General features: G+C 44.2%; 19 protein-coding genes. 5 read left to right on the forward strand and 14 right to left on the reverse strand.

Going from position 1 to position 26323, the window contains the following annotated elements; translation table 11 throughout:
- Window positions 1-22: 22 nt before the first annotated feature.
- Window positions 23-2401 (reverse strand): Lon protease family protein, encoded by a 2379-nt coding sequence (locus P6N53_RS15120; protein WP_304544637.1) that lies wholly within the window; start codon window positions 2399-2401, stop codon window positions 23-25.
- A gap of 163 nt (window positions 2402-2564) precedes the next feature.
- On the opposite strand from P6N53_RS15120, the gene mnmL reads away from it, so the two are divergent.
- On the forward strand, window positions 2565-3527 hold the full coding sequence (mnmL, locus tag P6N53_RS15125; RefSeq protein WP_304544639.1) for a tRNA modification radical SAM protein MnmL/YtqA: 963 nt from the start codon (window positions 2565-2567) through the stop codon (window positions 3525-3527).
- 282 nt (window positions 3528-3809) lie between these two features.
- Here the strand turns inward: mnmL and P6N53_RS15130 are convergent, their stop codons facing one another.
- The 12 genes from P6N53_RS15130 to glpX form a co-directional block, all read right to left on the reverse strand.
- Complete coding sequence (locus P6N53_RS15130) at window positions 3810-4505, reverse strand: response regulator transcription factor (RefSeq protein WP_304544641.1); 696 nt, start codon at window positions 4503-4505, stop codon at window positions 3810-3812.
- Window positions 4506-4539: 34 nt separating this feature from the next.
- Complete coding sequence (locus tag P6N53_RS15135; RefSeq protein WP_304544643.1) at window positions 4540-5238, reverse strand: sensor histidine kinase; 699 nt, start codon at window positions 5236-5238, stop codon at window positions 4540-4542.
- A 92-nt stretch (window positions 5239-5330) separates the two neighbouring features.
- A complete protein-coding gene (locus P6N53_RS15140; protein WP_304544644.1) occupies window positions 5331-8777 on the reverse strand; it encodes an FAD-dependent oxidoreductase in 3447 nt (1148 codons plus the stop codon).
- Complete coding sequence (gene nuoF, locus P6N53_RS15145) at window positions 8770-10575, reverse strand: NADH-quinone oxidoreductase subunit NuoF (protein WP_304544720.1); 1806 nt, start codon at window positions 10573-10575, stop codon at window positions 8770-8772. The genes P6N53_RS15140 and nuoF overlap by 8 nt, the downstream gene beginning before the upstream one ends.
- Complete coding sequence (nuoE, locus tag P6N53_RS15150; RefSeq protein WP_304544645.1) at window positions 10571-11113, reverse strand: NADH-quinone oxidoreductase subunit NuoE; 543 nt, start codon at window positions 11111-11113, stop codon at window positions 10571-10573. The genes nuoF and nuoE overlap by 5 nt, the downstream gene beginning before the upstream one ends.
- Before the next feature lie 2 nt (window positions 11114-11115).
- Window positions 11116-11415, reverse strand: a complete 300-nt coding sequence (locus P6N53_RS15155) for a hypothetical protein (RefSeq protein ID WP_304544646.1) — start codon at window positions 11413-11415, stop codon at window positions 11116-11118.
- A gap of 478 nt (window positions 11416-11893) precedes the next feature.
- A complete protein-coding gene (locus P6N53_RS15160; protein ID WP_304544647.1) occupies window positions 11894-12757 on the reverse strand; it encodes an ABC transporter permease in 864 nt (287 codons plus the stop codon).
- A 2-nt stretch (window positions 12758-12759) separates the two neighbouring features.
- On the reverse strand, window positions 12760-13689 hold the full coding sequence (locus P6N53_RS15165) for an ABC transporter ATP-binding protein (protein ID WP_304544649.1): 930 nt from the start codon (window positions 13687-13689) through the stop codon (window positions 12760-12762).
- Window positions 13686-16040, reverse strand: a complete 2355-nt coding sequence (locus P6N53_RS15170) for a DUF8725 domain-containing protein (RefSeq protein ID WP_304544722.1) — start codon at window positions 16038-16040, stop codon at window positions 13686-13688. Before P6N53_RS15170 ends, P6N53_RS15165 begins: the two co-directional genes overlap by 4 nt.
- A gap of 5 nt (window positions 16041-16045) precedes the next feature.
- Window positions 16046-17521, reverse strand: a complete 1476-nt coding sequence (locus P6N53_RS15175; RefSeq protein WP_304544651.1) for a TolB family protein — start codon at window positions 17519-17521, stop codon at window positions 16046-16048.
- Window positions 17521-18057 (reverse strand): RNA polymerase sigma factor, encoded by a 537-nt coding sequence (locus tag P6N53_RS15180; RefSeq protein ID WP_304544653.1) that lies wholly within the window; start codon window positions 18055-18057, stop codon window positions 17521-17523. The genes P6N53_RS15175 and P6N53_RS15180 overlap by 1 nt, the downstream gene beginning before the upstream one ends.
- A 155-nt stretch (window positions 18058-18212) precedes the next feature.
- Window positions 18213-19181: a class II fructose-bisphosphatase gene (gene glpX / locus P6N53_RS15185; RefSeq protein ID WP_304544655.1), complete on the reverse strand. Its 969-nt coding sequence runs from the start codon at window positions 19179-19181 to the stop codon at window positions 18213-18215.
- 212 nt (window positions 19182-19393) lie between these two features.
- On the opposite strand from glpX, the gene P6N53_RS15190 reads away from it, so the two are divergent.
- On the forward strand, window positions 19394-19546 hold the full coding sequence (locus P6N53_RS15190) for a peptidase (protein ID WP_304544657.1): 153 nt from the start codon (window positions 19394-19396) through the stop codon (window positions 19544-19546).
- A gap of 82 nt (window positions 19547-19628) precedes the next feature.
- Window positions 19629-20831: an MFS transporter gene (locus tag P6N53_RS15195; RefSeq protein ID WP_304544659.1), complete on the forward strand. Its 1203-nt coding sequence runs from the start codon at window positions 19629-19631 to the stop codon at window positions 20829-20831.
- Here the strand turns inward: P6N53_RS15195 and P6N53_RS15200 are convergent.
- The gene (locus P6N53_RS15200) at window positions 20828-21724 is read right to left on the reverse strand and encodes an RluA family pseudouridine synthase (protein ID WP_304544661.1); all 897 of its coding nucleotides are present in this window, start codon (window positions 21722-21724) and stop codon (window positions 20828-20830) included. The two genes, P6N53_RS15195 and P6N53_RS15200, sit on opposite strands and share 4 nt — an antisense overlap.
- A gap of 220 nt (window positions 21725-21944) precedes the next feature.
- Here P6N53_RS15200 and P6N53_RS15205 point away from each other — a divergent pair, with 220 nt between their 5' ends.
- A complete protein-coding gene (locus P6N53_RS15205) occupies window positions 21945-22481 on the forward strand; it encodes a YpiB family protein (RefSeq protein ID WP_304544663.1) in 537 nt (178 codons plus the stop codon).
- Window positions 22482-22874: 393 nt separating this feature from the next.
- The gene (locus P6N53_RS15210) at window positions 22875-26294 is read left to right on the forward strand and encodes an EAL domain-containing protein (RefSeq protein WP_304544665.1); all 3420 of its coding nucleotides are present in this window, start codon (window positions 22875-22877) and stop codon (window positions 26292-26294) included.
- The last annotated feature ends 29 nt before the right edge of the window (window positions 26295-26323 follow it).

Raw genomic sequence — 26323 nt, forward strand, 5'->3', positions numbered from 1 at the left:
ACTATCCCCTGTATCATTACTACTATTTGTAGAAGCCAGCTAGTCCCTGGGCATAGGCGGTTAATTTGCGGTTAACTAAGTCAAATACTGTACCCTCCGGGTAGTTTCCTTCATTATCCATTTCACCTGCGGTGATTTGGGTTAGTATTTCAACTCCTTGCTCGACCCTGGTTATTCCATAAATATGAAACAGTCCCTTTTCCACAGCTTGGACCACCTCTTGATTTAACATCAGATTATCAATGTTTTGGGCTGGAATAATTACACCCTGTTCACCTGTGAGGCCCCTGGCTTGGCAAACCCCAAAGAAGCCTTCAACTTTCTCAGTAACTCCGCCTATGGGTTGGATTTCTCCATTCTGGTTAACTGAGCCGGTAACTGCCAGGGCTTGGTTAATTGGGACTTCCGCCAGACTGGAAATTAGAGCATAAAGCTCTGCACTGGAGGCACTGTCCCCTTCTACCCCTTCGTATAGCTGCTCAAAGGTTACCCTGGCATTAAAACACAGGGGCTTATCCTGGGCAAACATGGATCCTAGGTAACCGGTTAGGGTAAGAACTCCCTTGGAGTGAATACTCCCGCTCATTTCAGTTTCGGTTTCAATATTGACCAGGCCTTCCTGGCCCATAAAGGTTTTAGCTGTTATTCTTGAGGGTTTTCCAAAGGAATAGGTCCCTAGATCAAGGACTGCCAGCCCATTAACCTGCCCTATAACACTACCCTCTGTATCTACGAGAATCTTCCCCCGGAGAATCAGTTCCTGCATGCGCTCTTCAACCCGCCTTGAGCGGTAAGCCTTTTCGTTAATAGCCTGACGCACATACTCCGCTGAAATCATCTCTGCTCCTGCTGACTGGGTCCAGGCGGCGGATTCGAATATTACCTCTACCACTTCATTAAACTGGGTTGAGAGTTTGTTTTGATTACCCGCTAAGCGGGAGCCGTATTCAATTATTTCCGCAAGACCTGTTTTGTCAAAATGTGGCAGCCCTTCCCGTCGACAAACGGAACCCACAAAGGCAACATAATTTTTTAAATTATCTTCTGTCCGGGGCATAACTACTTCGAAATCCACCATAACTTTAAACATTTTGGCAAAATCTTCATCTACCTGCTGCAGAAGATGGTAAATTTGCTGGGAGCCCACTAATATAACCTTTACATCTAGGGGGATTGGCTCAGGTTTAAGGCTAATGGTAGGTACAGATTTAAAATTCTCACCAATGTTCTCAATAATTATTTGCTTATTCTTTAAGGATTTCTTTAGGGTCTCCCAGGAATGGGGATCTGCCAGTAAATCCTTCCCTTGAAGTATGAGGTAACCCCCATTTGCCCTATGTAAAGCACCTGGTTTAATCATGGTAAAGTGAGTATTTACAGTACCCATTTGACTTCTATATTCCACTTTACCAAAGAGATTATAGTAACTGGGATTAGCCTCAGCAACCATTGGCACACCCTTAGCTTCCCCATGATTAATTAATAAATTAACAGTATAATTTCTTAAAATATCACCGGGACCTTCATGGGCCTGTACTTTTCTCTCAACCAGCGAGTTAATGTTTTGGGTTAAATCTTCCGTTAGGGAGTCTAGATAGGACATCAATTTAGGGTATGAATCGTATTTTCCCTTTATCTGCTGTATCAGGGGCAATACCTTTTCCAAGATCATCTGTCTATCAAGGTTATGGATAACCTTCTCTGCCTGTTCCTCCATTAGCCGGCCACTATGTCCTATTTCTTCAGTTCGTTTCTGTAATTCTTGTAGTTTGTTCTCTAATATTTGTTTTTCTTCCGAGGGCAGGGACTGGAACTGTTCCTGGGACATGGGTTTCCCTTCTTTTAAGGGAATAAAGAAGATCCCTTCCTCAGATGTTTTCATCATAAATTGTGATTCTCTGGCATCCTCTTTGAGTTGTTTAATGGCTTTATCTAATTCCTGTTGAATTTCCTGAAAAACTTCATCTTTCTTTTGACTGTGCTCCTTATCTTCAACTACTTTGGGAACGTTTCCTTTAATATCATTTACCAATTTAAGCATATCCCTTTGAAACTTCATTCCATCCCCAGGCAACAGGTTAACAGCCAGTGGAACATCAGGATTATTAAAGTTATGCAGAATACACCAATCTTCCGGCCTGTCAGTCCTTTTGGCAGCCATTTGTGCCACCGCGGTCTGTGTATAGGTGGTTTTACCTGTACCAGGGGGACCGGCAACAAAAATATTATAGCCAGGTGCCTTCATATTAAGTCCAAAATGCATAGCTCTAACGGCCCTTGCCTGTCCAATAAAATCATTTAATGGGGGAATGTCCCCCGAGGTAGTACAAAAATCTAATTCTGTCATAAGACAGCGTCGACGTAATCGGTTAGTTTCAATTCTAGCGTCATTAATACTCATTTAGGCACCTCCATGAAAGACCTTATATGGACTATATACTACCTAACTTACTTTTACTCCTGCCATAGTTATTTATGGAGAAAGGCAAAAAAGTTGTTAGGTAGTTTTTTCCTGTGATATACTATCAGTCAGGTTAAAATAGAAAATTTCGAGGTATTTACCAATGCAAGAGAAGTCCACACGTTACCGACAATACTCTGAGCACCTACAAAGGAAATTTGGTCATAAAGTTTATAAACTGCCGGTTAATTTGCCAGGCACCTGTCCCAATAGGGATGGCACCCTAGGTCGAGGCGGTTGTATATTTTGTGATGAAGAAGGAGCCGGCTTTGAATGCCTGCCCAATTCCCTATCGGTAAAACAACAAATACAAAAAAATAGAGATTTTTTTAAAAAACGCTTTAATGCCGGCGGCTTTGTTGTTTATTTCCAGGCTTTTACCAATACATATTTTCCCCTTGAGCAGTTTAAGGAAAATATATATGCTGCTGCTGCTGAGCAGGATGTGGTCGGTATATCAATTTCCACCCGACCGGATTGTATTAATGAGCAATATTTAGACTTCTTAGAGGCTTTGGCAAACAGCACAAATCTGGATATTAACATTGAGCTGGGCCTACAAACAGTCAACTACCATACACTGCACACCATTAACAGAGGCCATACCCTGGCGGAATTTATTGATGCTGTTCAACGAATAAAGAGAAGGAACTTTGAAATCTGCTGCCATATCATTCTCAACTTACCCTGGGACAATGAAATTGACGTCATTGAAAACGCCAAAATATTATCTGCCCTGGGTATCCACTATGTTAAACTTCACTCCCTCTATGTTGTCAAGGGTACTGTTTTGGCAGAGATGTATCAGAGACAAGAGTTTACTATAATCTCTCTGGAGGAATATATTGAACGGGTTGTGAGTTTCTTGGAATTCCTAGACCCAAATATTGTTATTCAGCGATTAGTGGGGAAAGGTCCCCAGGATAATCAGTTGTTTTCAAATTGGAGTACCAGCTGGTGGAAAATCAAGCAGTCCATTGAAGGTGTTCTGGAAGAAAGGAATACCTGGCAGGGTAAGAAATTCAACTATTTAAACGGCAAAGCTTGCTTTCCGGCATTAGATTAAAATGGTAAAAGGGTAGGCAGTTCAGATCTCTACTATCTGACTACCTACCCTTTTCCAGAGGTGTACTGCAATTCAGTACGTCCCCCCTTCTGTAGTTTTTCCCCTGTATCAATGGCTGCTAGTTCTAATGGCCCCTGATAATGTCAGCGACATCTGCCTGGGAGGAAATCCTCATCTACAGCCTGCAGGCCAAACCCTTGAATCAGGGATTACCCTTCTTTGGCTTATAATAACACCCTTTAGGGTTACTTTTATTCTACTGTATACAAGAAAATCTGTCAATTACTGTATGTTGTTTTTGTTCAGGGAATTACTGGCCTGGTTCAATTCATTTAAGCTAATCCAGCCCTTTTTCATGGCGGCTAATATGGCTTCTGTCCTTGAATTTACGCCTAATTTGGAATAAATATTGCCCATATGTGCCTCTACGGTTCTAACACTCACGAACAATTTATTAGCAATCTGCTTATTTTTCAAACCTGCAGCCATTAAAATCAGTACTTCCTTCTCCCTGCCCGTTAGGAAATCGGAGTTTTCTGCCTCTGGTTTACCTATGGAACCTAGCCTTTTTAATACCTTTCCTGCAATTGCCGGGTGTAATACTGATTCTCCTCTGCAAACAGCGTGGGTGGCATTAACCAATTCTCTTCCGCTAACATCTTTCAATAGATATCCCGATGCCCCTACTTCCGGCAGCGCATAAACATACTGTTCATAGTCATAGGCCGTAAGAATAAGTACTGCACATTCGGGACATAGTTTTTTGATCTTTCTGGTAGCTTCAATGCCGTTAATTACCGGCATATCTATATCCATAATCACTACTTTTGGCTTAAGCTTTACAGCCATGTTTATCGCACTTTCGCCATCTCCGGCTTCCCCAACCACCTGGAAGAAATCTTCATCCTCTAAAAACTTGCGAATACTCTCCCTAACTACTACATGATCATCTGCCAGCATAATAGATATCTTATTCACTATTTCCCTCCTTTCAAGTTCCCTGAGTAAAAGGTTACAGGTTAGGAGTTGGATTTTCTGGAATACATATCTTAATGACAGTACCTTTACCTGCTGAGGATATGACTTTCATATCTCCACCTAGTAGTTTGGCCCTCTCAGACATCCCAGCCAGACCTAATTTACCCCTTTGCATAAAATCCAGTATGTTAGAGGAACCCCCCATTCCTTTTCCATTATCCTCAATAGTAAACTGAATTCCTTCTGCGGCAAAAATTATTGTAACTTCAACTAAATTAGCCTCGGAGTGTCTTTTAACGTTATTTAGTGCCTCCTGAACGATGCGAAATACGACAAGCTCCGTTTCTTTATTTAAAGGTCTGCTCTGTCCCTCAATGTTCAAAATAGTAGCCACTGTTGAGCTACTCTCTAAACTTTGTAGTAAAAACTCTATCGCCGGCAGAAGGCCCAAATGATCTATAATTGAAGGTCTTAAATTTTGACTAAAATGGCGAACCTCCTGCAATATTGTCTTAATGGAGTCTTGGATATTTAGTAAAAATCTCATATGGGTTATGTTTAGCTCGTGGTTGTTGGTCAAATATCTCTCCATTTGGTGGAGAACCATTATAAGTGACTGAATAGTTGTATCGTGTAACTCCCGTGATATCCTAAGCCTTTCATCTTCCTGCGCCCTGGTAACACGTTCAACAAATAAGCTGAGATTTCGATCCGTTATCCCATTGGCCCTCACACACCTCTCACGGCGGCTAGCCCAGCCATCCTCTTAGCAACATGTTGGAAGGATGGGAACCCTTTATGGTTCCCATCCACCTTGATAAGCTATTACTTCTTCATCACTTGATTTACCATATCCCCAAATATTTTCTTTGGTTCCTGATAGCCCATCTCATAGCCCAGTGCTTGGGCAAGCTCAAGCAGGATTTGCCAATTTTCTTTGCCTCCTGGAGGTCTAAGAGCTGGCATTAATCCTTGGACCTTACCTTCAGAATTAGTAACACTTCCACTTGTCTCTGCCAGAATTGATCCTGGTAATATTACATCAGCTGTTAGACCTTCATTGATCAGTGGTGTTATAACCACCTTTCTTACTTCCGGCTGGAACAGTTGCTGATCTAGAGCAGATCCATCTCCAATTATCAATAGTCCTTGAACCTTGCCAGCTTGAATCTTTTCTAATAGCTTTGAATAGTTAGTCTCACCAAGTTGAAGTCCCACATTTAGCTGACCCTGAATGTTGCTGTGGGGATATAGCGTAATTATTCCCCGGCCCTGTATACCCAGGTTGCCTGTTATTAGAGCAAAAATATTTATAAGCTCCAGTTCTTGGTTAGTCACACTGCACCCATCCACCACAATAACGGGATTATTAGCCCTTATAATTTGATGGATAAAATCAACAACTTTTTGGGGTTTAACCCATAGGGAGCTAACCAACTGGTAGAAATTATCCTCAAATTCTTCTCTGGCCAGCTCAATTTCCCCGGGATATTTCCGGAGAGCCTCAGGATCAATTAGGTTATACTGCATTACATAGTTGGAAAATGCTCGAAAAATATCCTGGTATTTTCTCCTAGGGATTTTTAGGGATGCGTAAGCTAAGGAATCCTGCCCTGTGGTGGTATAACTCAAGGTCAGAAGTTTACTTCCCTGCTTTACAGCCCTTCTAAACTTTGCAGAAATGACCGGGTATTTCTCAAAGCCATTTTCACTGACTGCCAAAATCAGATCACTGTTCACCATATCCGTAAAGGTAGGAATTTGCTCCCGGGCAACACCGGGCAACACCGCCGCCGGTACTGCTCCCAATACAAGATCGCTGCCCAACACAGTCCGTCCAAGCTTATAGGCTAAATAGTTTTCCTCATTGGTTAACCCTGGTGCAGCAACCACTGCAATACTATCAAGGCCGGCGGATTCCCGGACCTCCTTGAATACCTCTTTAGCTTTTTCTAAAGCCTCAGTCCATTCCACACTTTCAAGAATGCCTTTTTTATTTACCAGGGGCTTGGTGAGTCGCCTGCTACCCTTGATGATAGAATAGTCAAAGGAACCTTTACCGCATAGGTCACCCAGATAGCCTATACTATTCTTTTTAGATGATGTTACAGAAACAACCTGTTCCCCAGTTACCCCTAAATCCAGCCTACAGCCAATACTGCAGTGGGGGCAGACTGATTCCACCTTTTCAAGACGCCAGGGTCCGGGTTTTGCCAAGGAGTTCTTCATGGTTAATGCACCGGTGGGGCAGATTTCAACACACTGTGCACAGGAAGTACAAATGGTTTCTGATAGGGGATTATTCATTGATGGCATAACTACTGTTTCAGAGCCACGTCCTACAAAGCCCAAAGCTCCTATCCCCATAATCTCCTGGCATACCCGGATGCAGTTGCCACAAAGTACACATTTATTTGGATCACTTACGATATAGGGGTGTCCCTCTAAAATAGCATGGGTTTTCTTGCCGGTACCCAATCTATCTGTATTTACCTTGAACTCGGTAGCATACTCACGAAGCCGACAATTAAAGACATCTAAGCACCCGCAGGATAGGCAGCGATTTGCTTCCTGCAAAGCCATATCTTGACTATAGACATCTTCAAATTCACAAAAGCTATGTTTTCTTTTCTCGGGAATCATTGTGGGTATCGGTGCCCTGGGGATCTTCTCCTTCTGTTCAAACTCCTCAGGTTCTAAATCACCTAGAGTCCCCTTAGAACAATTGAATGCTCGTTCTTGAGGTATCACTTCTTTATCCTGGAGATACAGGTCAATAGACCTGGCTGCCCTACGCCCTGCAGCAACGGCCTCTACCACCGTGGCAGGTCCCGTTACACAATCACCGCCGGCAAATATCCAGTCAATGTTGCCCTGTAGGGTAGCTTTATTTACCTCTATGACATTTCTTCTCCCAAGGGTGACCTCAGAACTACCCTGAAGGCTTGTTAAATCTAGTTTTTGTCCGGTTGCTGTAATCACAGTGTCCACCGGGATCTCAAAGGCTGAGCCCTGTACCGGCACAGGCCTACGGCGTCCTGAGCTGTCAGGCTCACCCAGTCTCATCCTAATGCAGCTTATGGCCCTGACCCTGCCATTTTCTCCAATAAAGCCAACGGGTGCCGTCAATAATTCAAAATTTACTCCTTCTTCTTCGGCCTGTTCAATCTCATGGAGGCTGGCCGGCATTTCATTACGGGAGCGGCGATAGACAACCGTTACTTCCTCAGCACCTAATCTTACCGATGTACGAGCCGCATCCATGGCTGTATTACCTCCACCTATTACTACGACTCGATTGCCCACCGGAACAGTTCTACTTGAAGCAATTTCCCTTAAAAACTGAATCCCCGAGTAAACACCTGCTAACTCTTCTCCAGGCAGACCCAGGCTTTGGTTTGCCCAGGACCCTAGGCTCAGAAAAACTGCATCATAACCCATTAGTTTTAACTGGTTGATTGTAAAATCACGGCCCATAACCTTATTAGTAAATACATTTTCACAAAGGCTTGTGATTACTTCTATTTCTTGGTCCAAAACTTCCTTGGGAAGTCTATATTCAGGAATACCATAACGCATCATCCCCCCTAATTTGGGGGCGGCATCGAAAATAGTAACCCGGTGCCCCTCCAATGAGAGGTAATAGGCTGCGGCCAGTCCTGCCGGTCCCCCGCCAACTACAGCCACTTGTTTGCCAGTATCAGCCTTGACCTTAGGCATAAATGAAATCCCGGCAGCCAATTCAAAATCACCGGCAAACCTCTTTAAAGCACAAATGGAAACAGGCTCATCCACTAGATTACGACGGCACTCCTTTTCGCAAAAACGAGGACATACACGCCCCACAGAGGAGGGCAGCGGTAGCTTTTCTCTGATAAGCTTAGCTGCCTCGCCTGACTGCCCATTAGCAATGTGGGCAACAAAACCCTGGATATCTATCTCCGCTGGGCAAGCCAATTGACAAGGTGCAATACAGTCTCCACAATGCTCTGACAGTAAAAATTCCGTGGCCATGCGACGCAGTTCTTTTATCTTTGCTGTATTTGTTTTAACAGCCATGCCTTCCTGTACAGTAGCTCCACAGGACTGTACAGGTCCCCTGGCCCCTTCCACCTCAACCAGGCATAATCTGCATGAGCCAAAGGGTTCGAGCCGGGGGTCATGACACAGGGAAGGAATCCTGCAACCGTTTTTCCGAGCAACTTCAAGGAGGTTACTGCCCCTATCTGCAAATGTTTCTTTACCATCAATGTATATTTTAACTCTAGACATTTTTCCCTGCCCCCTTCCCGTTACCGGATACCACCTGAACGGCCCCAAATTTACAAACATTTATACAGAGACCGCAGCGGACACACTTTTCCTGTTCCACGGTAAAGGGCTTCTTTTTCTCACCAGCAATGGCACCACTAGGACATTCCTTGCTGCAGCGTCCACAGCCCTTGCACTTATCAGTCAATACCTCATAGCTGATCAGGGCCTTACACTTCTTAGCCGGGCAATATTTGTGAAGTATATGGGCTTCATATTCTTCCCGGAAAAACTTAATGGTGGTTAATACAGGGTTGGGTGCTGTTTGACCCAATCCACATAAGGAACCGGCTTTAATTTTATCAGCTAATTCCTCCAGGAGTTCAATGTCTCCCCGCTGCCCTTCACCCTGGGTTATTCTTTCCAATATTTCTAACATACGCTTTGTACCAATCCGACAAAAGGTACACTTGCCACAGGACTCTTCCTGGGTGAAATTTAAGAAGAATTTAGCCATATCCACCATACAGGTGGACTCATCCATAATTAACATACCCCCGGAGCCCATTATTGCTCCGATTTTTCTTAATGATTCGTAATCCACCGGGGTATCTGACAGGCTCGCTGGGATACAGCCACCGGATGGCCCCCCCGTTTGCACCGCTTTAAGCTTCTTCCCCGAGGCTAAACCTCCCCCAATGTCATAGACTATCTCATTTATGGTGATACCCATGGGTACCTCAATGAGGCCACCCCTGGCAATATTCCCGGCCAGGGCAAATACCTTAGTACCTTTACTGGTTTCGGTGCCATACTGATTAAAGGAGTTGGCTCCATTTAAGATTATCCAAGGTACATTGGCAAAGGTCTCCACATTATTGATGGAAGTAGGTTTTCCCCACAACCCGGCTTCAGACGGAAATGGCGGTCGTATACGGGGCATACCCCTCTTTCCCTCTATAGACATGATCAGGGCAGTTTCCTCACCACATACAAAGGCACCGGCCCCTTCCCTGATTTGAATATCAAAACTAAAACTGCTATCCAGTATATTATCTCCTAGCAACCCCGTACTTCGGGCCTCTGCAAGGGCAAGCTTTAGTCGTTTAACCGCCAGTGGGTATTCAGCCCGGATATAAATATAGCCGTTATTTGCCCCCATGGCATAACCCGCTAAAAGCATACCCTCCAATACGCTATGGGGGTTACTTTCCAGTACACTGCGATCCATAAAGGCTCCTGGATCACCTTCATCGGCGTTGCAGATAACATACTTATCTTTACCGGGAGACCTTCTGGTGAGGGCCCATTTTGTAGCGGTGGGAAAGCCTCCGCCCCCCCTACCCCTTAAACCCGATAATTTAATCTCCTCTATAACCTGCTCAGGACTCATGTTCTTAAGGGCCTTTTCAATGGCCTTATATCCATCTACAGTAAAATAGCTTTCTATAGTCTCCGGGTTTATAACCCCGCAGTACTTTAGTAAAATCCTTTGCTGGCGGTCTAGAAAGGTCTTATCCGGCGTCTCCAACTGTTCTGCAGCTACAAGCCATTCCGTAATTGGCTTCTTTGCCTGCAGATGCTCCTCAACAATCCTTTTGACCTGTTCCGGCTGAACCTTGCCGTAGATAAATTGCTGACCCTCAACTTTAACCTCCACCAGGGGTTCTTTATAACACATACCCATACAACCGCTGAAATCTAACTGCACCGGGAGTCCTTCCAGGGACTCCTTAAAGGCATCATATACCTTCTGGGCCCCTGCAGCTATGCCACAGCTGGCTAAACCCACTGTTACAGTGGCTTTATTGGAGTTAATCAATTGTAGCCACCTCCTCAGTATTGCTGTGGCCACATTGGCAGCTAGCACGCTTCTCCTTGATCAGTTGCCTAGCTTTGTCCGGTGTGACCCTGGCAAAGGTCTCCTCATTTACGGTAACCACAGGACCAAGGCTGCAGCACCCCAGACAGGCAACCTTTTTGACTGTAAACTTACCGTCAGCACTGGTTTTACCTTCTGGAACGCCAGTTTCCTGCTGAAGCACTTCAGATATTCTTTCTGCACCAGCCAGGTGGCAGGCTGTACCATGGCATACCTGAATAAGGTTTTTACCCACCGGCTCAAGCCTGAATTGGGTATAGAAGGTTACTATACTATAAAGAACACTGGCCGGTATCCCGGTCAGTTGGGAAACTCTCTCCAGCATTGGCTTTCCCACATAACCAAAGGCGGCTTGAATTTGCTGGAGAATTACTATAGCTGAGCCTTCATCCAAATTGTGGTCCCGTACAATTTGATCTATAATGGCCAGAGGACTTGAACTGGTATGTTTGGATAATTGACTAGCTGTCTTCATAACTATTCTCCTTTGTGTTGGAGAGCGGCCAGCAATTCCTTTTTAGATCCCCTGTGCCTTTCAAAAAGGCTTACTATCTTTAAGGTCTTTAGTTCTTTTATCCAGGCCAGCCCTTCGAGTTTCCTGGCCACAGCCTCTACGGTAATGGGGGCCTCGATCATGATAACCATATCCCATTCCCCTACCACCGGATCTACAAAGTCAACTTCCACCATGTCTTCCAGTTCCCTTAGGATGTTTACAAATTCCTGCTGATTCACCTCATCAACCACATTAACTAAAAAATAAGCTCTTGTTCCCATATTCTTACCCCCCGTTTTTTCATCTAAATGATGTTACCTAAATTAAACCATCAATTAGCTGAGATCCACATCGGGGGAGTTGCTTAACTCCATTAGGTAAAAACACCTATTATATTTTAAGTAGTTATGCTATTTTGATATTATTTCTTAATCAGTCTCTATGTTTGTTGTTATCTCCTCTGTAATTATTGCAATAATTATAATAGTCAGTAAATTCAGTTGATTAGTAATCCTATTACGCTATGGCTATGTTTTTATTTTACTGAAAATTATTATTTAACCCCATCTTATTGCTAATTTAGTCACAAGTCAAGGCAACCTAAGTATTTTTTTTGATATTTTTTATGTATTTTTATTTGGTTTTATAATAAGTCACTTTAACATATTTCCCATGTGAACTTATTTAATATATAGATAAAAATGCTTTGAATATATAAAAGGATCATCTCAATGATGATCCTTTTATGGCCCCTCAAATTTACTTAAATCTAATTCGAAATAGACTTTTCCCACTGTTTATAGGGCTTAATTTCCAGCCGCTCCACAAAACAAGAGCCACCCCTATAACCAGGCACATGACCAAATAGGTTCCCCAATAGGGTAATAACATTTCTCTACCCGGTCCCATTACAACCCTTTCCCCTAGAATTCTCAGCATGACTAACACCGGGTTTACATCCTGCAGAATTTGCACCACCATGGGAGTTTCCAGCATGTTAATCATGGATATCCGGGCCTGATATAGATAGAGTTCGTGGATAAAGGCGGCTAAAAAGCCGGTACCCGCCACTATAAAGAACACAATTCCATAGGTAGAAATTGTACTAACACCGGTTCTTTTAAAATAAGTGGAGCAGGCCACCCCAATGGCGGCAAATAAGAACATAGATATCAAAAAGAACCCAAGGACCCCCATGATTTGCCCAGGCGCCATACCACCATACATAAATACCAGGCTGTATAAAGGTAAGGTTGCGAAAAGCAGCAGAGCTGTAAAGGAGCAGGCTGAAATCAGCTTACTGGTTACAATACTAAGGGGGCTCAAATCGGTTGTCAGCAAAACATTAAGGGTTTGCCTCTCCCTTTCCCCGCTAATTACCCCGGCAGTTAAGCCCGGCACCACAAAGGCCAGCAGTCCCAGTTGGGCCATGCTTAGTACTATAAATATTTCCCTGCTGCTGCCAGGTTGAAAGAAGCCCGGTGAGCCACGCCAGTTCAAGTATATAAATCCTAAAGAGAAGCCCCCTAATACCAATAAATATAGCAGTACCACCAGGGAAGAACGGTAGGATCGAAATCTCTGCCGTAACTCCTTGAGCAGTACCGGGTTTAATTCCTTCATTACTAACCTACCTCCCCGGTTACCGCCATAAAGGCATCTTCCAAATTTCCCTTAACCTCGGCAAATTCAAGTACTGTCCAGCCACCCTCCATGATATCCCTAAGCAACTTCCCTTGGGCAGCTTTATCTCCGGCAAAGGAAATCCTTGCCCAGCCAGGGTCCCCATCCACATTAACTATATTCGGCTGTTCATGCAGGAAATCTAACAGCTCCGGCAACCTGTCCGTAACATCCACCTTTAATACCCTAACACCCTGGCGTGAAGCAGTGACCTCTTCCACCGTTCCATTGGCCACTAACCGTCCTTGCTCTAATATTGTAATGTTATCACACATTTCGGCTAATTCAGGTAGTATGTGGGAACTTATCAGAACCGTTTTATTCATTCTCTTAAGCTGCCGAACTACCTCCTTCATCTCTGCCCTGGCCCTGGGGTCCAAGCCTGAGGCCGGTTCGTCCAAAATTAAAACTGCAGGATCATGCACTAGGCAACGGGCCATGGCCAATCTTTGTTTCATTCCCCTGGAAAGTAGGTCCACATAGCAGTCAGCCTTTTCCGAAAGGTTAACTAATTCTAGGAGATCCCTGGTAAGCTGGGGGCGCTGTTTTGCAGGAATTCGGTAGGCTGCGGCATAAAACTCCAGATATTCCGTAGCCTTAAGTCCATCGTATACTCCAAAAAAATCTGGCATGTAACCTATTGCCCGTCTAACTGAGGCTGGTTCCTTCAACACATCAAAACCGGCAACCGATACGGCGCCTCCATCTGGGGCCAGCAAAGTGGCCATAATGGACATGGCTGTGGTTTTTCCAGCTCCATTAGGACCAATTAAACCATAGACCTTTCCTGCCTCAATGTCTAGGTTAAAGCCCCGGAGTGCATAATTAGTGCCATATATTTTAGTTAAATTGTTAATCTCTACGGCATTCATTGGCCAACCACCCCTTCCACCGATACTGCCGGCAGTATCACTTTATCCGGCTGACCATGACCGGATTTTTTCTCAACTTGAAGGCGCAGTTCACCCGTTTGGGAACTATAGTTTTTTAGTTCTTGACCTGAAATTGTCAAGCCTTCTACCGGCAGGTCAACCCACCTATTATCCTGCCAATCATAGATTTTCATGACCACCATACTGCTTTCCTGACGTGGGAAGTCCAGAGCTACTACCCTTAACGATTGATTTGGCAAGGGTCTATCCAAATCCAGACTAATGGTAAAGCTCCCCTCATAGATGGTATAACCCATGGCATTCTTGTTATAGGCTCCCCTGGATTCAATAATTCTGTGGTTTACAATATCTGAAGGCAGCTCAATAACTTTATCCCCGGGGAAATGCAAGGCTAACTCCTGCTTAACCAAGGCTAAGCCATAATCTATTTCTTTCTTTTGGGCTGCGATAATCTCAAACATATCCAAGGGATTTTCCGTCCAACCAAGGAAAACGGGCTGGGTAATGGAATCCGATTGCATGGTGTTTAGTGCCACATCTAGCATTTGCCTTTCACGAATCAATTCGTCCCTTTCTCCAGGCTTTGGTTGGGGGATAATATCCATTCTATACTGATTTGGCCCTATACTAACAGGCCATTTACTTATGGCTTGATCAACTTGCAAGCTGCCCCCCGCCGGCAAATCCCCAAGGGCAAAGGATCTTCCACCCAGTACAATACGGCAATCCCTTAAGTTCATGGAAGTGTGGTTATTCAGGGTCCCAAAAATCCTACCATTATCCATTTCCAACTGGCCCTCAACATGGCCGATATTGTCCCTTAAAGCAGTGGCCCTGGCCTGTCGCATAGACCAATATTCCACCTCTGGAAAGGAAATTCTAGGCCCCTCTGCCTGATCGTATTGGATAATTGGTGATTTTTTTGAGTTATTATAATAGGCCTGCCCAGGCCATACCACCGAGCCGGCGGGTCCCTTGACATTAAGGGTCCCCCCATAGGGGCTGATAAAGGCTGCCGTTGCATTAATCTCAGCCATGGTGGGGTTTAATATTTCGACCACTGCCAGGGTATGACTTATGGGGGCATTTATCCTCTGGGCCGGTGACATAAAATATACCACGGTGGTGGTTACCAAGGCACAAGCAGGAATAATCCACCAAAGCCAATCCCGACGGTCATAGCGTTTCAGTACAAAATAAAGGACTGGACCTACAACTATTACATAAACAAACCAGGCCAGGGCAACTTGGGGAACCGGAGGGGTTTTTAACTGGGGTAGATATCCGGCCACATGGCCCAACATGTCGTTACCCAAATGCCTGCCGTTCAAGGCCATTTTCACATCCACCATACCTGGCCCATTCTTCTGACCAAATACCACAGGCCAAACAGCAGCGGATTCTGAGGTAAGGTTTTCCAGGGGAATCCCACTATAAATCACCCGGCCCTTACCAATACTCCGGGAGGCTACAACAACTACCCCGTTTGCTTTGCTCGTTACTTCACCCTGGACAACTTTACCTGTGGTAACTTGCATAGTGCCGGTTACCATCCTCAGACCACCCAGATCAGCGGAAATAATTTTCTGCTCCTCGGCAATTACAGGTGAAATATCCGCCAGGGGTCCCCCGGTACCTGTACCTGCACCACCAGATATAATCAGCAATCCCCCCAGGGATACCCAATCCTTTAGTAGTTCAACCTGCTTAGGGGTTATCTGGGAAACAGCCTGCTCATCAACAATGATAATATCCGCCAATGTCAGTTCTATGGTATCCTCGGGCAGGTAATTTGGCGCTAAATACTTAATGGCTGTCTGGCCACCAAAAGTCTGATCAAGCCAGGCTGCAATACCACCCCTTAAGGGTCTCTCCCCCAGACTTAAGGCAATTAGTCCGCCATTCACTGCCGTCCCCTGAATAGGGGTGGAAGCAACTACCTTGCCGTCTACCACCAGTTGAATAACAGAGTTTGAATTTACTAAATCCCCCGGCACCATCAAATTTGTTTTAACCATACTTCCTGCCGGTATTTCGATGGACCTCTGAAACCTGGTGGATAAGGTTGGGCCAATCAAATTTCGCTCATTATTTTCAGGTCTTACAATAAGTAAACCCTTGAGATCTTGATCCTGATTATAGACAGTGATATTAAGTCCGGTGGGAAAGCCTACCTTATAAAGACCGCTTAGACCCGGTTGAACTCCTATCCTAACCTTATCCTGGGGAATCTCTCCTGCCATAGCCGCTGTGGGGTAAAAAAATACTGTAAATAACAGGGCCATAACCAGCAGGCCCAGGCTAATAACTGACCTTTGCCTTAAATGCATTTCCACTAGTCCCTCCGCTTCTCCCACCGTTCTTCTAACCTAAGCTTAACCAATGCCACGGTGTCGCCGTCTCGGCGAGCAAACAATAACCATTTACCATCGGGCCCAAATACTTGACCCTCGCATTTATTTATTTCATCCAGCACCAGTGTCTTTGGCCCGTGGGAGCCGCTTATTTCCTGCTGACGAAGCCAATTAATTTCCATGCCGGAAACTCTGTTTTCAGTTGCCACCAGAAGGGTACTGGCCGACATCCAGCTTTCACCTTCATTTAGCTTCTTTAAAATAGGAGACCCGTCTTTACCCATATAAACAACCCTGATTTCCGGAACCTGCTGCCTGACACTATATTGGGGTTCCCCATCAGGCTGGAAGGTTAAAATACGTTCCTGGGCCTTCTCATTAACAAAGGCCAGATAACCATTTGTTCCCCAGGCAGGCCTTTCACCTTGCCCAAGTAGTTGACTATCTCCGGTTTCTACATTTACCAGCCATAGGTTGTAACCCTTTGAACCATGGGTTCTCTGGACCACTAAGCTCTGGCCATCCGGTGACCACGTTGGATTGTCACCCTCGGTAACTAATTTATTGCTTCCATCAGCAAGCATGAGCCATACTGAGGATTTTTCACCGGCAGTTTTGGATACATAAGCAATTGTTTTTCCATCGGGCGAGTAAACCAGATTGGAGCAGTAGGTCACCGGCTCACTTTTCTGATCAGCTAAGGCATCAGCACTAGCCATTGAGAAAGCTACAACTTCGCTGGTTTCCATAGACTCCGCCCCAACTAGATCCGCCGACTTCTGCTTAGCGGTGTTAAGAAGCTTGGATTTAGCCGGAGAGCTTAATTCACTGGTTGGCATTTGTTTTATTTCCTCGGAACCAGCAGAACTACCCAGTACAAAGGCTATCTGCTGACCATCCGGTGACCAACCTGGAGAGCGAAAATATCCACCTTCTGGGGGTTCAAGGGATGACATTTGCACACCTGTTTCAGAGAGTAGTACCAATCCCCCGCCCCTAACAACAAGAATTTGGCTGCCATCCGGGCTGATTGCAGGCTGTAGTGGCTGTGATTCTGTCCAGAAACGGGAAATTTCCTGGGGAGTCCCTGAGGCCTCCAGCAAATAGTCACCACTATTCTGCCTCCAGATGCTACCAATGGCAAAGACTAACATAAATACAACCGCTACACTTATAGCAGGTATCAACCAAGGTCGGGCAGCCACAATTCCTTTGCTAACCTTTTCAGTCTTTGCGGGAACATTTCCCATACCTTGCTGCAGCAGTTCCCTCTGGCGTTCCATTAGTTTTTTGCGCAGCTCCACCTGAAGACGTCGATTGACTGGTACTGCATCCCTCACCTTTCTCATATGGTTTAGTAGTTGAGAAAGGCCGTCTTCACCTTCTTGTCTTGCTTTAAGCCAGTCCTCAATGGGTAAAACCTTGGTCCCTGAATCTTTAAATTTGTCCTCTGACATTAGGCCCCACCCCCTTCGCTCACATAGCTAACCCTTAATTGTTTAAGGGCCCTATGATGAAGCATCCTTACAGCAGACTCGGTTTTACCTAGAACCTGTGCTATTTGAGCAAAACGCAGGTCTGCAGCATACCTAAGGGCTACAACATCCCGATAGTCAGGTGCCAAGTTTTTTAGCAGCTGGCGAAGCTTCTTTAACTCTTCACCCTGCAGCACCAGTTCCTCCGGTCCGCCTTCCGAACCTGCGGCCAGTTCCAACATTATATCGCTGGTGGCATACTCCCGGCGTCCCCTAATATAATCAACATAAACATTATGAGCAATTCTAAAGACCCAAGCGGCAAAGGGGCCGTCAGCCCTGTACTTATGAAAGTTTTCCAACGCCTTCATAAAGACAGCTGTGGTAAGATCATCCGCATCCCAGGTACTATCTACCCGGTAGCGTAGATACCTGTTAACCGGCTCAAAATATCTGTCATAAAGCTCTTCAAATGGCAAATCGCCATCTGGATGCCGGGTATTAGTTGCTGGGGTCATTTACAGTACCTCTTTTCATGAATATAAGGGGAATAACGTTATTCATTCTTAAAGACGATGCTAATGGTAAAACGTAACACCTGTAACAAATAAAAGTCATACTAATATAAAGTACCCCCACAATCGAAGCTGCGGGGGTACTTTTTTAGCTGTCATTACTCCATAATCAAGTGGGGCTTATTGGGAATACTGTGTAGAGCCTTAATCCAACGGACTGTCTTGGTGCGTGCTCTCATTACAATTGAATGGGTTTCTGCCCGGTCATTACCAACAAAGCGAACTCCCCTGAGAAGCTCCCCATCTGTAACACCTGTGGCGGCAAAGATGGCATCTTCGCCTCGCACCATATCATCCATCATCAAAACCTGCCTGGGGTCCTTTAAACCCATTTTAACACAGCGTTCAAACTCTTCCTGATCTGCCGGTGCTAACCTGCCCTGTTGCTCTCCGCCTAAGGCTTTAATGGCTGCAGCAGATATTACACCTTCAGGAGCACCACCAGTACCAATATAAAGGTCTATACCTGTATCCTCAAAGCAGGTGGCAATGGCTGCACCCACATCTCCGTCACTGAATAATCTTACCCTGGCACCTGTTCGTCGGACGGCTTCAATAATTTCCATGTGTCTCTCCCGTTCCAAAATCATGACAGTACAATCTTGGATTCTTTTGCGGTTGGCCCTGGCCACTATTTCCAGCGTCTTGGGTACAGGATCATCAATGTGAATCAAGCCTGCCGCCCTGGGACCCACTGCAATTTTCTCCATATACATGTCCGGGGCATGCAGTAAGTTGCCCTTGTCCGAAATAGCTACCACAGCCAGGGCATTGTTTAGTCCCTTAGCCACAATATTTGTGCCTTCCAGTGGATCCACCGCCACATCAACCTCAGGTCCATGGCCGGACCCGACTTTTTCACCAATATAAAGCATCGGTGCTTCATCCATCTCTCCCTCACCGATGACCACTGTACCATCCATATTAACTGAATCAAACATGGCCCTCATTGCACTGGTGGCCGCCTGATCAGCTTCAATTTTTTTACCCCGCCCCATCCAGCGTGAAGATGCCAGAGCGGCTACCTCTGTAACCCTAACAATTTCCATGGCCAGTTCTCTATCCACAAAAATACCCCCTTAAAGGTTCTTAATTAGTTAAGCAATATTTACTAAGTCAAATAGATTTAGGTTGGCTTGTATTATTATTATAGCACTGCAACTACCAATTAGGATATTTTTTTACTTGACACAATTAGGATAATTCATTAAGCTTTACCTAATCTTAATCAAACCATAAAGATTAAAGGTTATAATATTACTTGAAAGGAGGTAGAAATATGAGTGATAAGGAAAAAGCCATTGTGGCCCTATCATTAATGATTAAGCAAAATGAGGCTCGCCAGGAAAAACAGCAGGAGCTTAGGGAGTGGTTTTCAAAGCTCAACGAAGATTTACTAAAAGCAATAGAATCTCTTAAACAAGGGGCTTAGGGCCTTTTTTTTATTGCCTTTTTTAAGATACAGGATTACAATATGCTCATGTTCTTTTTGCAGAAAACTGGAGGAATAGGTGATGGATCAAACTCTGAGGACCCGTCAAAAACGGGACTTTTTTCTTTTTATACTGGCGGGTGCCTTCCTGGGCTTTTACACGGGTTTGTATGAGCCAACCTTTAATAACTACTTAAGTGATGTATTCAATATAGGTGAAGTAGCCAGGGGTGCCCTGGAGTTTCCCCGGGAACTGCCAGGTTTCCTGGTGGTATTCTTCATGGGACTGCTAATTTTTTTACCAGATGTTCGCATAGCCCTCATCGCAAATCTAATTCTGGGGCTTGGGTTGTTAGGACTCGGCTTTTTATCTCCCAGCTTTTCCTGGTTAGTCCTTTGGATGATTATCTGGAGTATTGGCGCCCACATATCAATGCCCTTGGAATCCAGCATTGGAGTTTCCTTATCTAAACCAGGGGAGGTGGGAAAAAGATTAGGTCAACTAGGTGCTGTGAAGACCGCTGCATCTTTGGTCGGTTTTTTAATTGTCTGGTTTGGTTTTAAGTATATGAACCTAAGCTATAGTACTATTTTTGCACTGGCCGGTCTTAGTACCTTTGCGGCCTGTGTCTGCCTCCTAATGATGGAACCCCGCAAGAGTAAAACAAAAAGACATAGGCTTCTTCTTAAAAGGAAGTATACTCTGTTCTACTGGCTTAATGTACTATTTGGTGCTAGAAAACAAATATTTTTAACCTTTGCACCCTGGGTTTTAATCAAGGTATATGATCAGCCGGTCACTACCTTTGCCCTGCTTGGATTAGTTGGCACTGTAACAGGCATAGGCTTTCGGGCACTGCTTGGCCGTGCCATTGATCGATTTGGTGAGCGAACAATTATAAGTCTGGAATCAATAATGCTGGTTCTGGTCTGTCTAGGTTATGGTTTTGCAGGCAACTTGGGTCTAGGAAGTCTCGCTATCTGGCTAGTCTATGCATGCTATGTAGGTGACCAGCTTTTATTTGCCTGTAATATGGCTCGGGCCACTTATCTAAATAAGATTGCTGATTCTCCTGATGATCTCACTCCAACCTTGTCCATGGGTCTTACTCTCGATCATATTGTAGCTATGACAATACCCTTTTTCGGTGGTTTGTTATGGTTAAAGATGGGCTATCAGTATGTATTCCTGGTTGCTGCACTTATTGCCTTCGCTAATTTATTTGCGGCACTTAGTATCAAAACTGATAAAGCCCAGACACAAGAGAAAACTGTTGGGGCCTAACCTAACAGCTTTCTCATATCCTTTGGAATTGGGCAGGCCACTTTTATCACCTGGTTTGAGTGAGGATGTGTAAAGGCAAGAAAACCGCAGTGAAGCGCCGGTCGAGCAATAAAATTATTATCTCCACCATAAAGGTTATCTCCTAAAAGGGGATTTCCTAAGTGGGCCAAGTGTACCCTTACTTGATGCGTCCTACCAGTCTCCAGTTCAACAGCAACCAGACTCCATTTTTTAAAAGAACGCAATACCTGATACCTGCTAACAGCTTCCTTCCCTTGGGAAGTCACTATCCTCTTTATGAAGCTTCCATCGACAAGACCAATAGGTTCCCGGATGGTGCCCCTGTCCTCCTTCATTTGCCCATGCACCAAAGCTATATATCGACGGGTAAATAAATTTGCTGTCAACCGTTTTGCTAATTGATGATGTATATAGGAGCTTTTAGCTACTAAGACCAGGCCTGAGGTCCCTCGATCAAGTCGGTGTACCGGCCTAAAACGAATATTCTCCCCCTGCTCCTGGAAGTAATGCACTACCCCATTGGCCAGGGTCCCAGTGGGTTCATTGGTCAGGGGATGAACGAGGATACCGGCAGGCTTATTAACTATAAGAAGTCCTTCATCCTCATATCTAATATCCAATGGCATCCTCTGGGGAATAATTGAATGTTTCTCTTCCTCAAAATATACTTCCAGCATTTCCCCCACAGCTACCCTTTGGTTGGTTTTTACCAACTGGCCATTTAGCAAAATACTCCCTGATCCCTTCGCCCTTCTCAGCAGGCCCCTAGAAACCCCAAGATTCTGCCTTAATACCCGCTCAACCGTCCAACCTTCCATTTCCTCGCCGATCCTTTTCCCTAGGGCTTTTGTTCTATGTTCACTTTTTAGCATAATTCATCTCCAATATTTATTAACTTAAAATTGCCAACTGACAATTGTTATTTATTTAGTCTAGTTTCATATCCCTTAAGAATATAGAATTGATAGTACTATTCTCTCCTATAGAAAGCAAAATGTAACTTTTTCCCACAGAATAAAAAGCAGGATTTAAGGGTCTGTGGTCAAATTCCTTATTATTAAGGATAACTATTTTGTTAAAGGGGGGACCACCGTGTTAGCCAATTCATTAGCTGAGAAGAGGGAGTTACTAGTTTGGTTTCTACGTACAAATCGATTAAAAAAACCTGAAGCAGCCCGGGTTCTTGATTTTATAAAGGAAAACAAGAATTTACTGTCCCGGGTTCAGTTTACCAGCAAACTGTCTGATAAGAAAGATGCCCTACTTGTTTCTGCGGTGTATACCAACACCTTCCCCTTTGATTTCCGTTTAAACAATATTAACTACGGGTCAGTTGATCAGGTAATCCATCAACTAAAAAACAACCCACCTAAGAAATTGTTTATTTGGCTATCCTACGCAAGTCCTCCAGGATGCAAGCTTTGTTCTCGCTCCGGGAGAAAGCAGGTGCAAGGAATTCCTAATCCCATGTCCATGGCCCATAGGATGCTGGTAGAGGCTGCCCGTAATGTTAATTACAAAGAATCCCGCAGAAAAAAACTCCTCAGCAAAATAGACAGGGCACTGGATGAAAAAAATCAAGGGGAATTTACCAGGCTTACCGTAGAACTCCGTAATTTATACCAATAAATAAAACATAAAAAGGATAATCCCCAACTTAGCGTTGGGGATTATTACATTGTCGAGAAACCACCTATATACGGGTTTTAATAAACCCTCACGACTCCTCTCTCCGCAGTGGACAGCGCTAATCGCTTGCTTCGGGCGAAAACGGGCCACCTTCGAGTAAACATCGTGTTTACCTCAGGCTTTAGCGGACGTCCATGTCCGCTCACCCATTTTCGCATCCTCAGCTTCGCGAAGCGCTGTTTCCACTGCTTCGAATGTCGCTGCTCTGGTTTATTAAAACCCAGTTGTATCTTTTTATGTGTTTAAACGATATTTTGGATGAACTTAGAGGAAAAAAGACTTTGGTGTCGTAAATGCTCATATTAACTAATTTTTTCAACTCTGAGGGACAAAATGAAAATTCGTACAAAATTTATAATAATGATGTTTACCTTAGGAATTGCCATATATAGTGTAATAGCAATTTTTTTCTATACCTATATTTTGCCCTGGCAAATAAATTCCACAGTTGATAAATCCAAGGATCTTGGTTATTACCTGCAGCATACCCTTCCTTTACTGGAAAACAAAGAGAGGCATCAGGTAATCAATATACTATATCAGCAGAAAAAGGATCTATCCTTTATTCTTCTAGTGGATTCCAATGGGAAGATTTTGGTACATACTGACCCCAGAAAGGTTGGACACGTAACTGACGATCCCGAGCTTATGCACTTTGCCAAATCAGGCCAAACTGCTGAACACCTGATTAACAAAGGTGCTGGCCATGTCAATTCCCATTTTCAGACAGAGCCTACATTAGACATTTTAATTCCCTATTACGACGCAAATCATCAACATGCTGGTGCACTCAAATTAGGTACCTCTCTAAATGCCATTGAAACTTTAGAAAATCAATACCATACACTGATAATTTTTCTAGGCCTTATACTATTTGTTTTTATTATTATGATTACCATTAGGCATCTGAATAGCGTTTTGGTTCCCCTATCCACCCTTTCCGAAGCCTCCAAAGACTTTGCAAATGGACACCTTACTCAGCTAACTTTACCCAACAGAAATGATGAGTTAGGAATGCTAACCGGGGAGTTTAACCATATGTCCCAGAAGCTAGCAAATTCCATTAATGACCTAAAAACTAAGGAGAGGGAGCTTCAAGAGTACATTGATAGTTTGACTACCTTGAACGGAAAGTTATCCCCAGATGGCACCCTTTTAATGGCCAATAGGGCTGCAGTTAATCTGCTGGATCCCCCGGCTGCTAAGTTGACGGGCAAAAAATTTTGGGAAACTCCCTGGTTGAACAATAACCCCCAAACAAGGAATTTCTTAAAAGGAGTCATTGCCCAGGCGGCAAACGGCAATAGCATCCAATATGAAATACACAGTGAACTAAGCTCAGATAAAAAACTATTGCTAGATTTTAGCTTAACTCCTATCTTTAACGAAAATAGGGAAGTTATTTATCTTGTTGCTGAAGGCAGAGATATTTCTCAACGTAAACAATATGAACAAGATATTGCGGCAGCAAATGAAGAGTTAACAGCTACAAATGAGGAACTGGTAGCAACCAACGAAGAACTTGTGGCCATGGAGGAGCAACTAAGGGCTACCAATGAGGAACTTTATGAAGCACACACCAGGGTCAACACAATTTTAGAAAGCATTACTGATGCTTTCTTTGCGGTAAACCACCAGTATGCAATAACTTACCTTAATACAGAAGCAGAAAAATTACTAGTTCGAAACAAAAATGACTTGCTAGGCAAAATCCTCTGGGCAGAATTTCCCGATACCTTTGATGGAAATCTCGAAAAAATGTTTAGTTCCAGTTTGGATGAACAAAAATTTGTCACCTTTGAATATTACTATAAATCTGTGGGTAAGTGGTTTGATATTCATGTGTTTCCCTCAAAGGAAGGCTTATCCATTTACTTCCATGACATAACCTCTACAAAGCACGACCAAGAGAAAATTCAGCATCACAATAAATATCTTGAGTCTTTACATGAAACAACCCTGGCTCTAATGAACAGGCTTAACCTCGATGAGCTGCTGGAAGCTGTCATTACCCGGGCGGGTGAACTCCTTGGAACCAGTTCAGGCTGGATTTATCTGGAGAGAGATGACAAAACCTGTATGGAAATGAAGTTTAGCACAGGTATATTTAAAGATTATATAGGTATAACTCTGAATAAGGGCGAAGGTATGGCAGGAAAAGTATGGGAATCTGGCCAACCGCTGATTGTTAATGATTATGAACATTGGTCCGGCCGCTCCAGCAAATTTATTGATATTTGTATATATTCTATAGTATCTGTTCCTCTTAAAAGGGAGCATCGGGTAGTCGGGGCCATCGGCCTGGCAACCCAAGAAGAAGGGAGAATTTTCTCCGAAAATGAGATTAAGCTCTTGACTGGGTTTGCCCGTCTGGCCTCCATCGCACTGGATAATGCCAGACTTTATTACAAAGCTCAACAGGAGTTGGCTGAACGTACCAGGGTAGAAGAAATTATGAGATTTCAGGCCTTTCATGACCATTTGACTGGTCTGCCTAACCGTGCCCTGTTTAATAACCGTCTTAGCCTTGCCATTGAACAGGCCAGTCGAAGTAATAAGACCCTGGGTGTTATTTTCTTGGATCTGGATTTTTTTAAAATCGTTAATGATTCCCTGGGACATGACATGGGTGACACCCTTTTAAAGGGTATCTCCCATAAGCTTTTAAGTCTACTCCGTAAAGGTGACACCATAGCCCGGGTTGGTGGGGATGAGTTTACCATATTATTGCAGGATATCTCAGACGGACAAGAGGTCGCCCGGGTTGCCCAAAAGGTACTCACTTCCTTTAAGGAGCCCTGGTCCCTGGCAAACCATGAATTTCATATTACCACCAGTATGGGTATTGCTCTTTTCCCCAATGACGGCAAAGATGCTGATACACTTTTAAAACACGCTGATACCGCCATGTACCAGGCTAAAGAACTTGGGCGCAACAATTTCCAGTTCTTTACACCTTCTATGAATATTAAGACCCTACAGCGCTTAAAAACAGAGAACAATCTGCGTCACGCTCTGGAGCGTAAGGAATTCCATGTTCATTACCAGCCCCAGATAGAGGTAAGCACAGGTCGAATACTTGGGGTTGAGGCATTGGTTCGTTGGCAGCATCCTACAACAGGCATGATTTCACCGGCAGAGTTCATCCCCATTGCGGAGAATACCGGTCTCATCATTCCCATTGGAGAATATGTTCTGAGGGAAGCCTGTACCCAAAATAAGGCCTGGCAGGAAGCAGGATTCCCACCCATGCGAATGGCAGTAAATATATCTGGCCGCCAATTTCAGCAGCAGACTCTTGTACAAACAGTAGAAAATGTACTTAGGGAAACAGGCCTGGAGCCGCACTGGCTAGAGCTTGAGATTACTGAAAGTGTTGCCATGCAGGACGTGGAGTTTACCAACAGAATGCTTTTAGAGTTAAGAAAAATGGGTATATCCATAGCCATTGATGATTTTGGGACGGGTTATTCCTCTTTGAATTATTTAAAGAGATTACCCATTGATAAAATCAAAATCGATCGTTCCTTCATTGGTGATATCACCATTGACCCAGATGATGCCTCCATTGTTAAGACAATCATACTTTTGGCCCATAACCTAAAGCTGAAGGTTATCGCTGAGGGTGTAGAAACAATCGAACAATTTGAATTTTTAAAAGCTCAAAACTGTGACGAGTTACAAGGGTACCTATTTAGCAAACCACTGCCCAAGAATGACTTACATCAATTGCTGACTAAAAATAATAGCTAAGAAGAATCCGGGTTCTTCAGATTGTCGAG

The organism is Desulforamulus aquiferis (assembly GCF_030577015.1).
Classification (GTDB): domain Bacteria; phylum Bacillota; class Desulfotomaculia; order Desulfotomaculales; family Desulfotomaculaceae; genus Desulfotomaculum; species Desulfotomaculum aquiferis.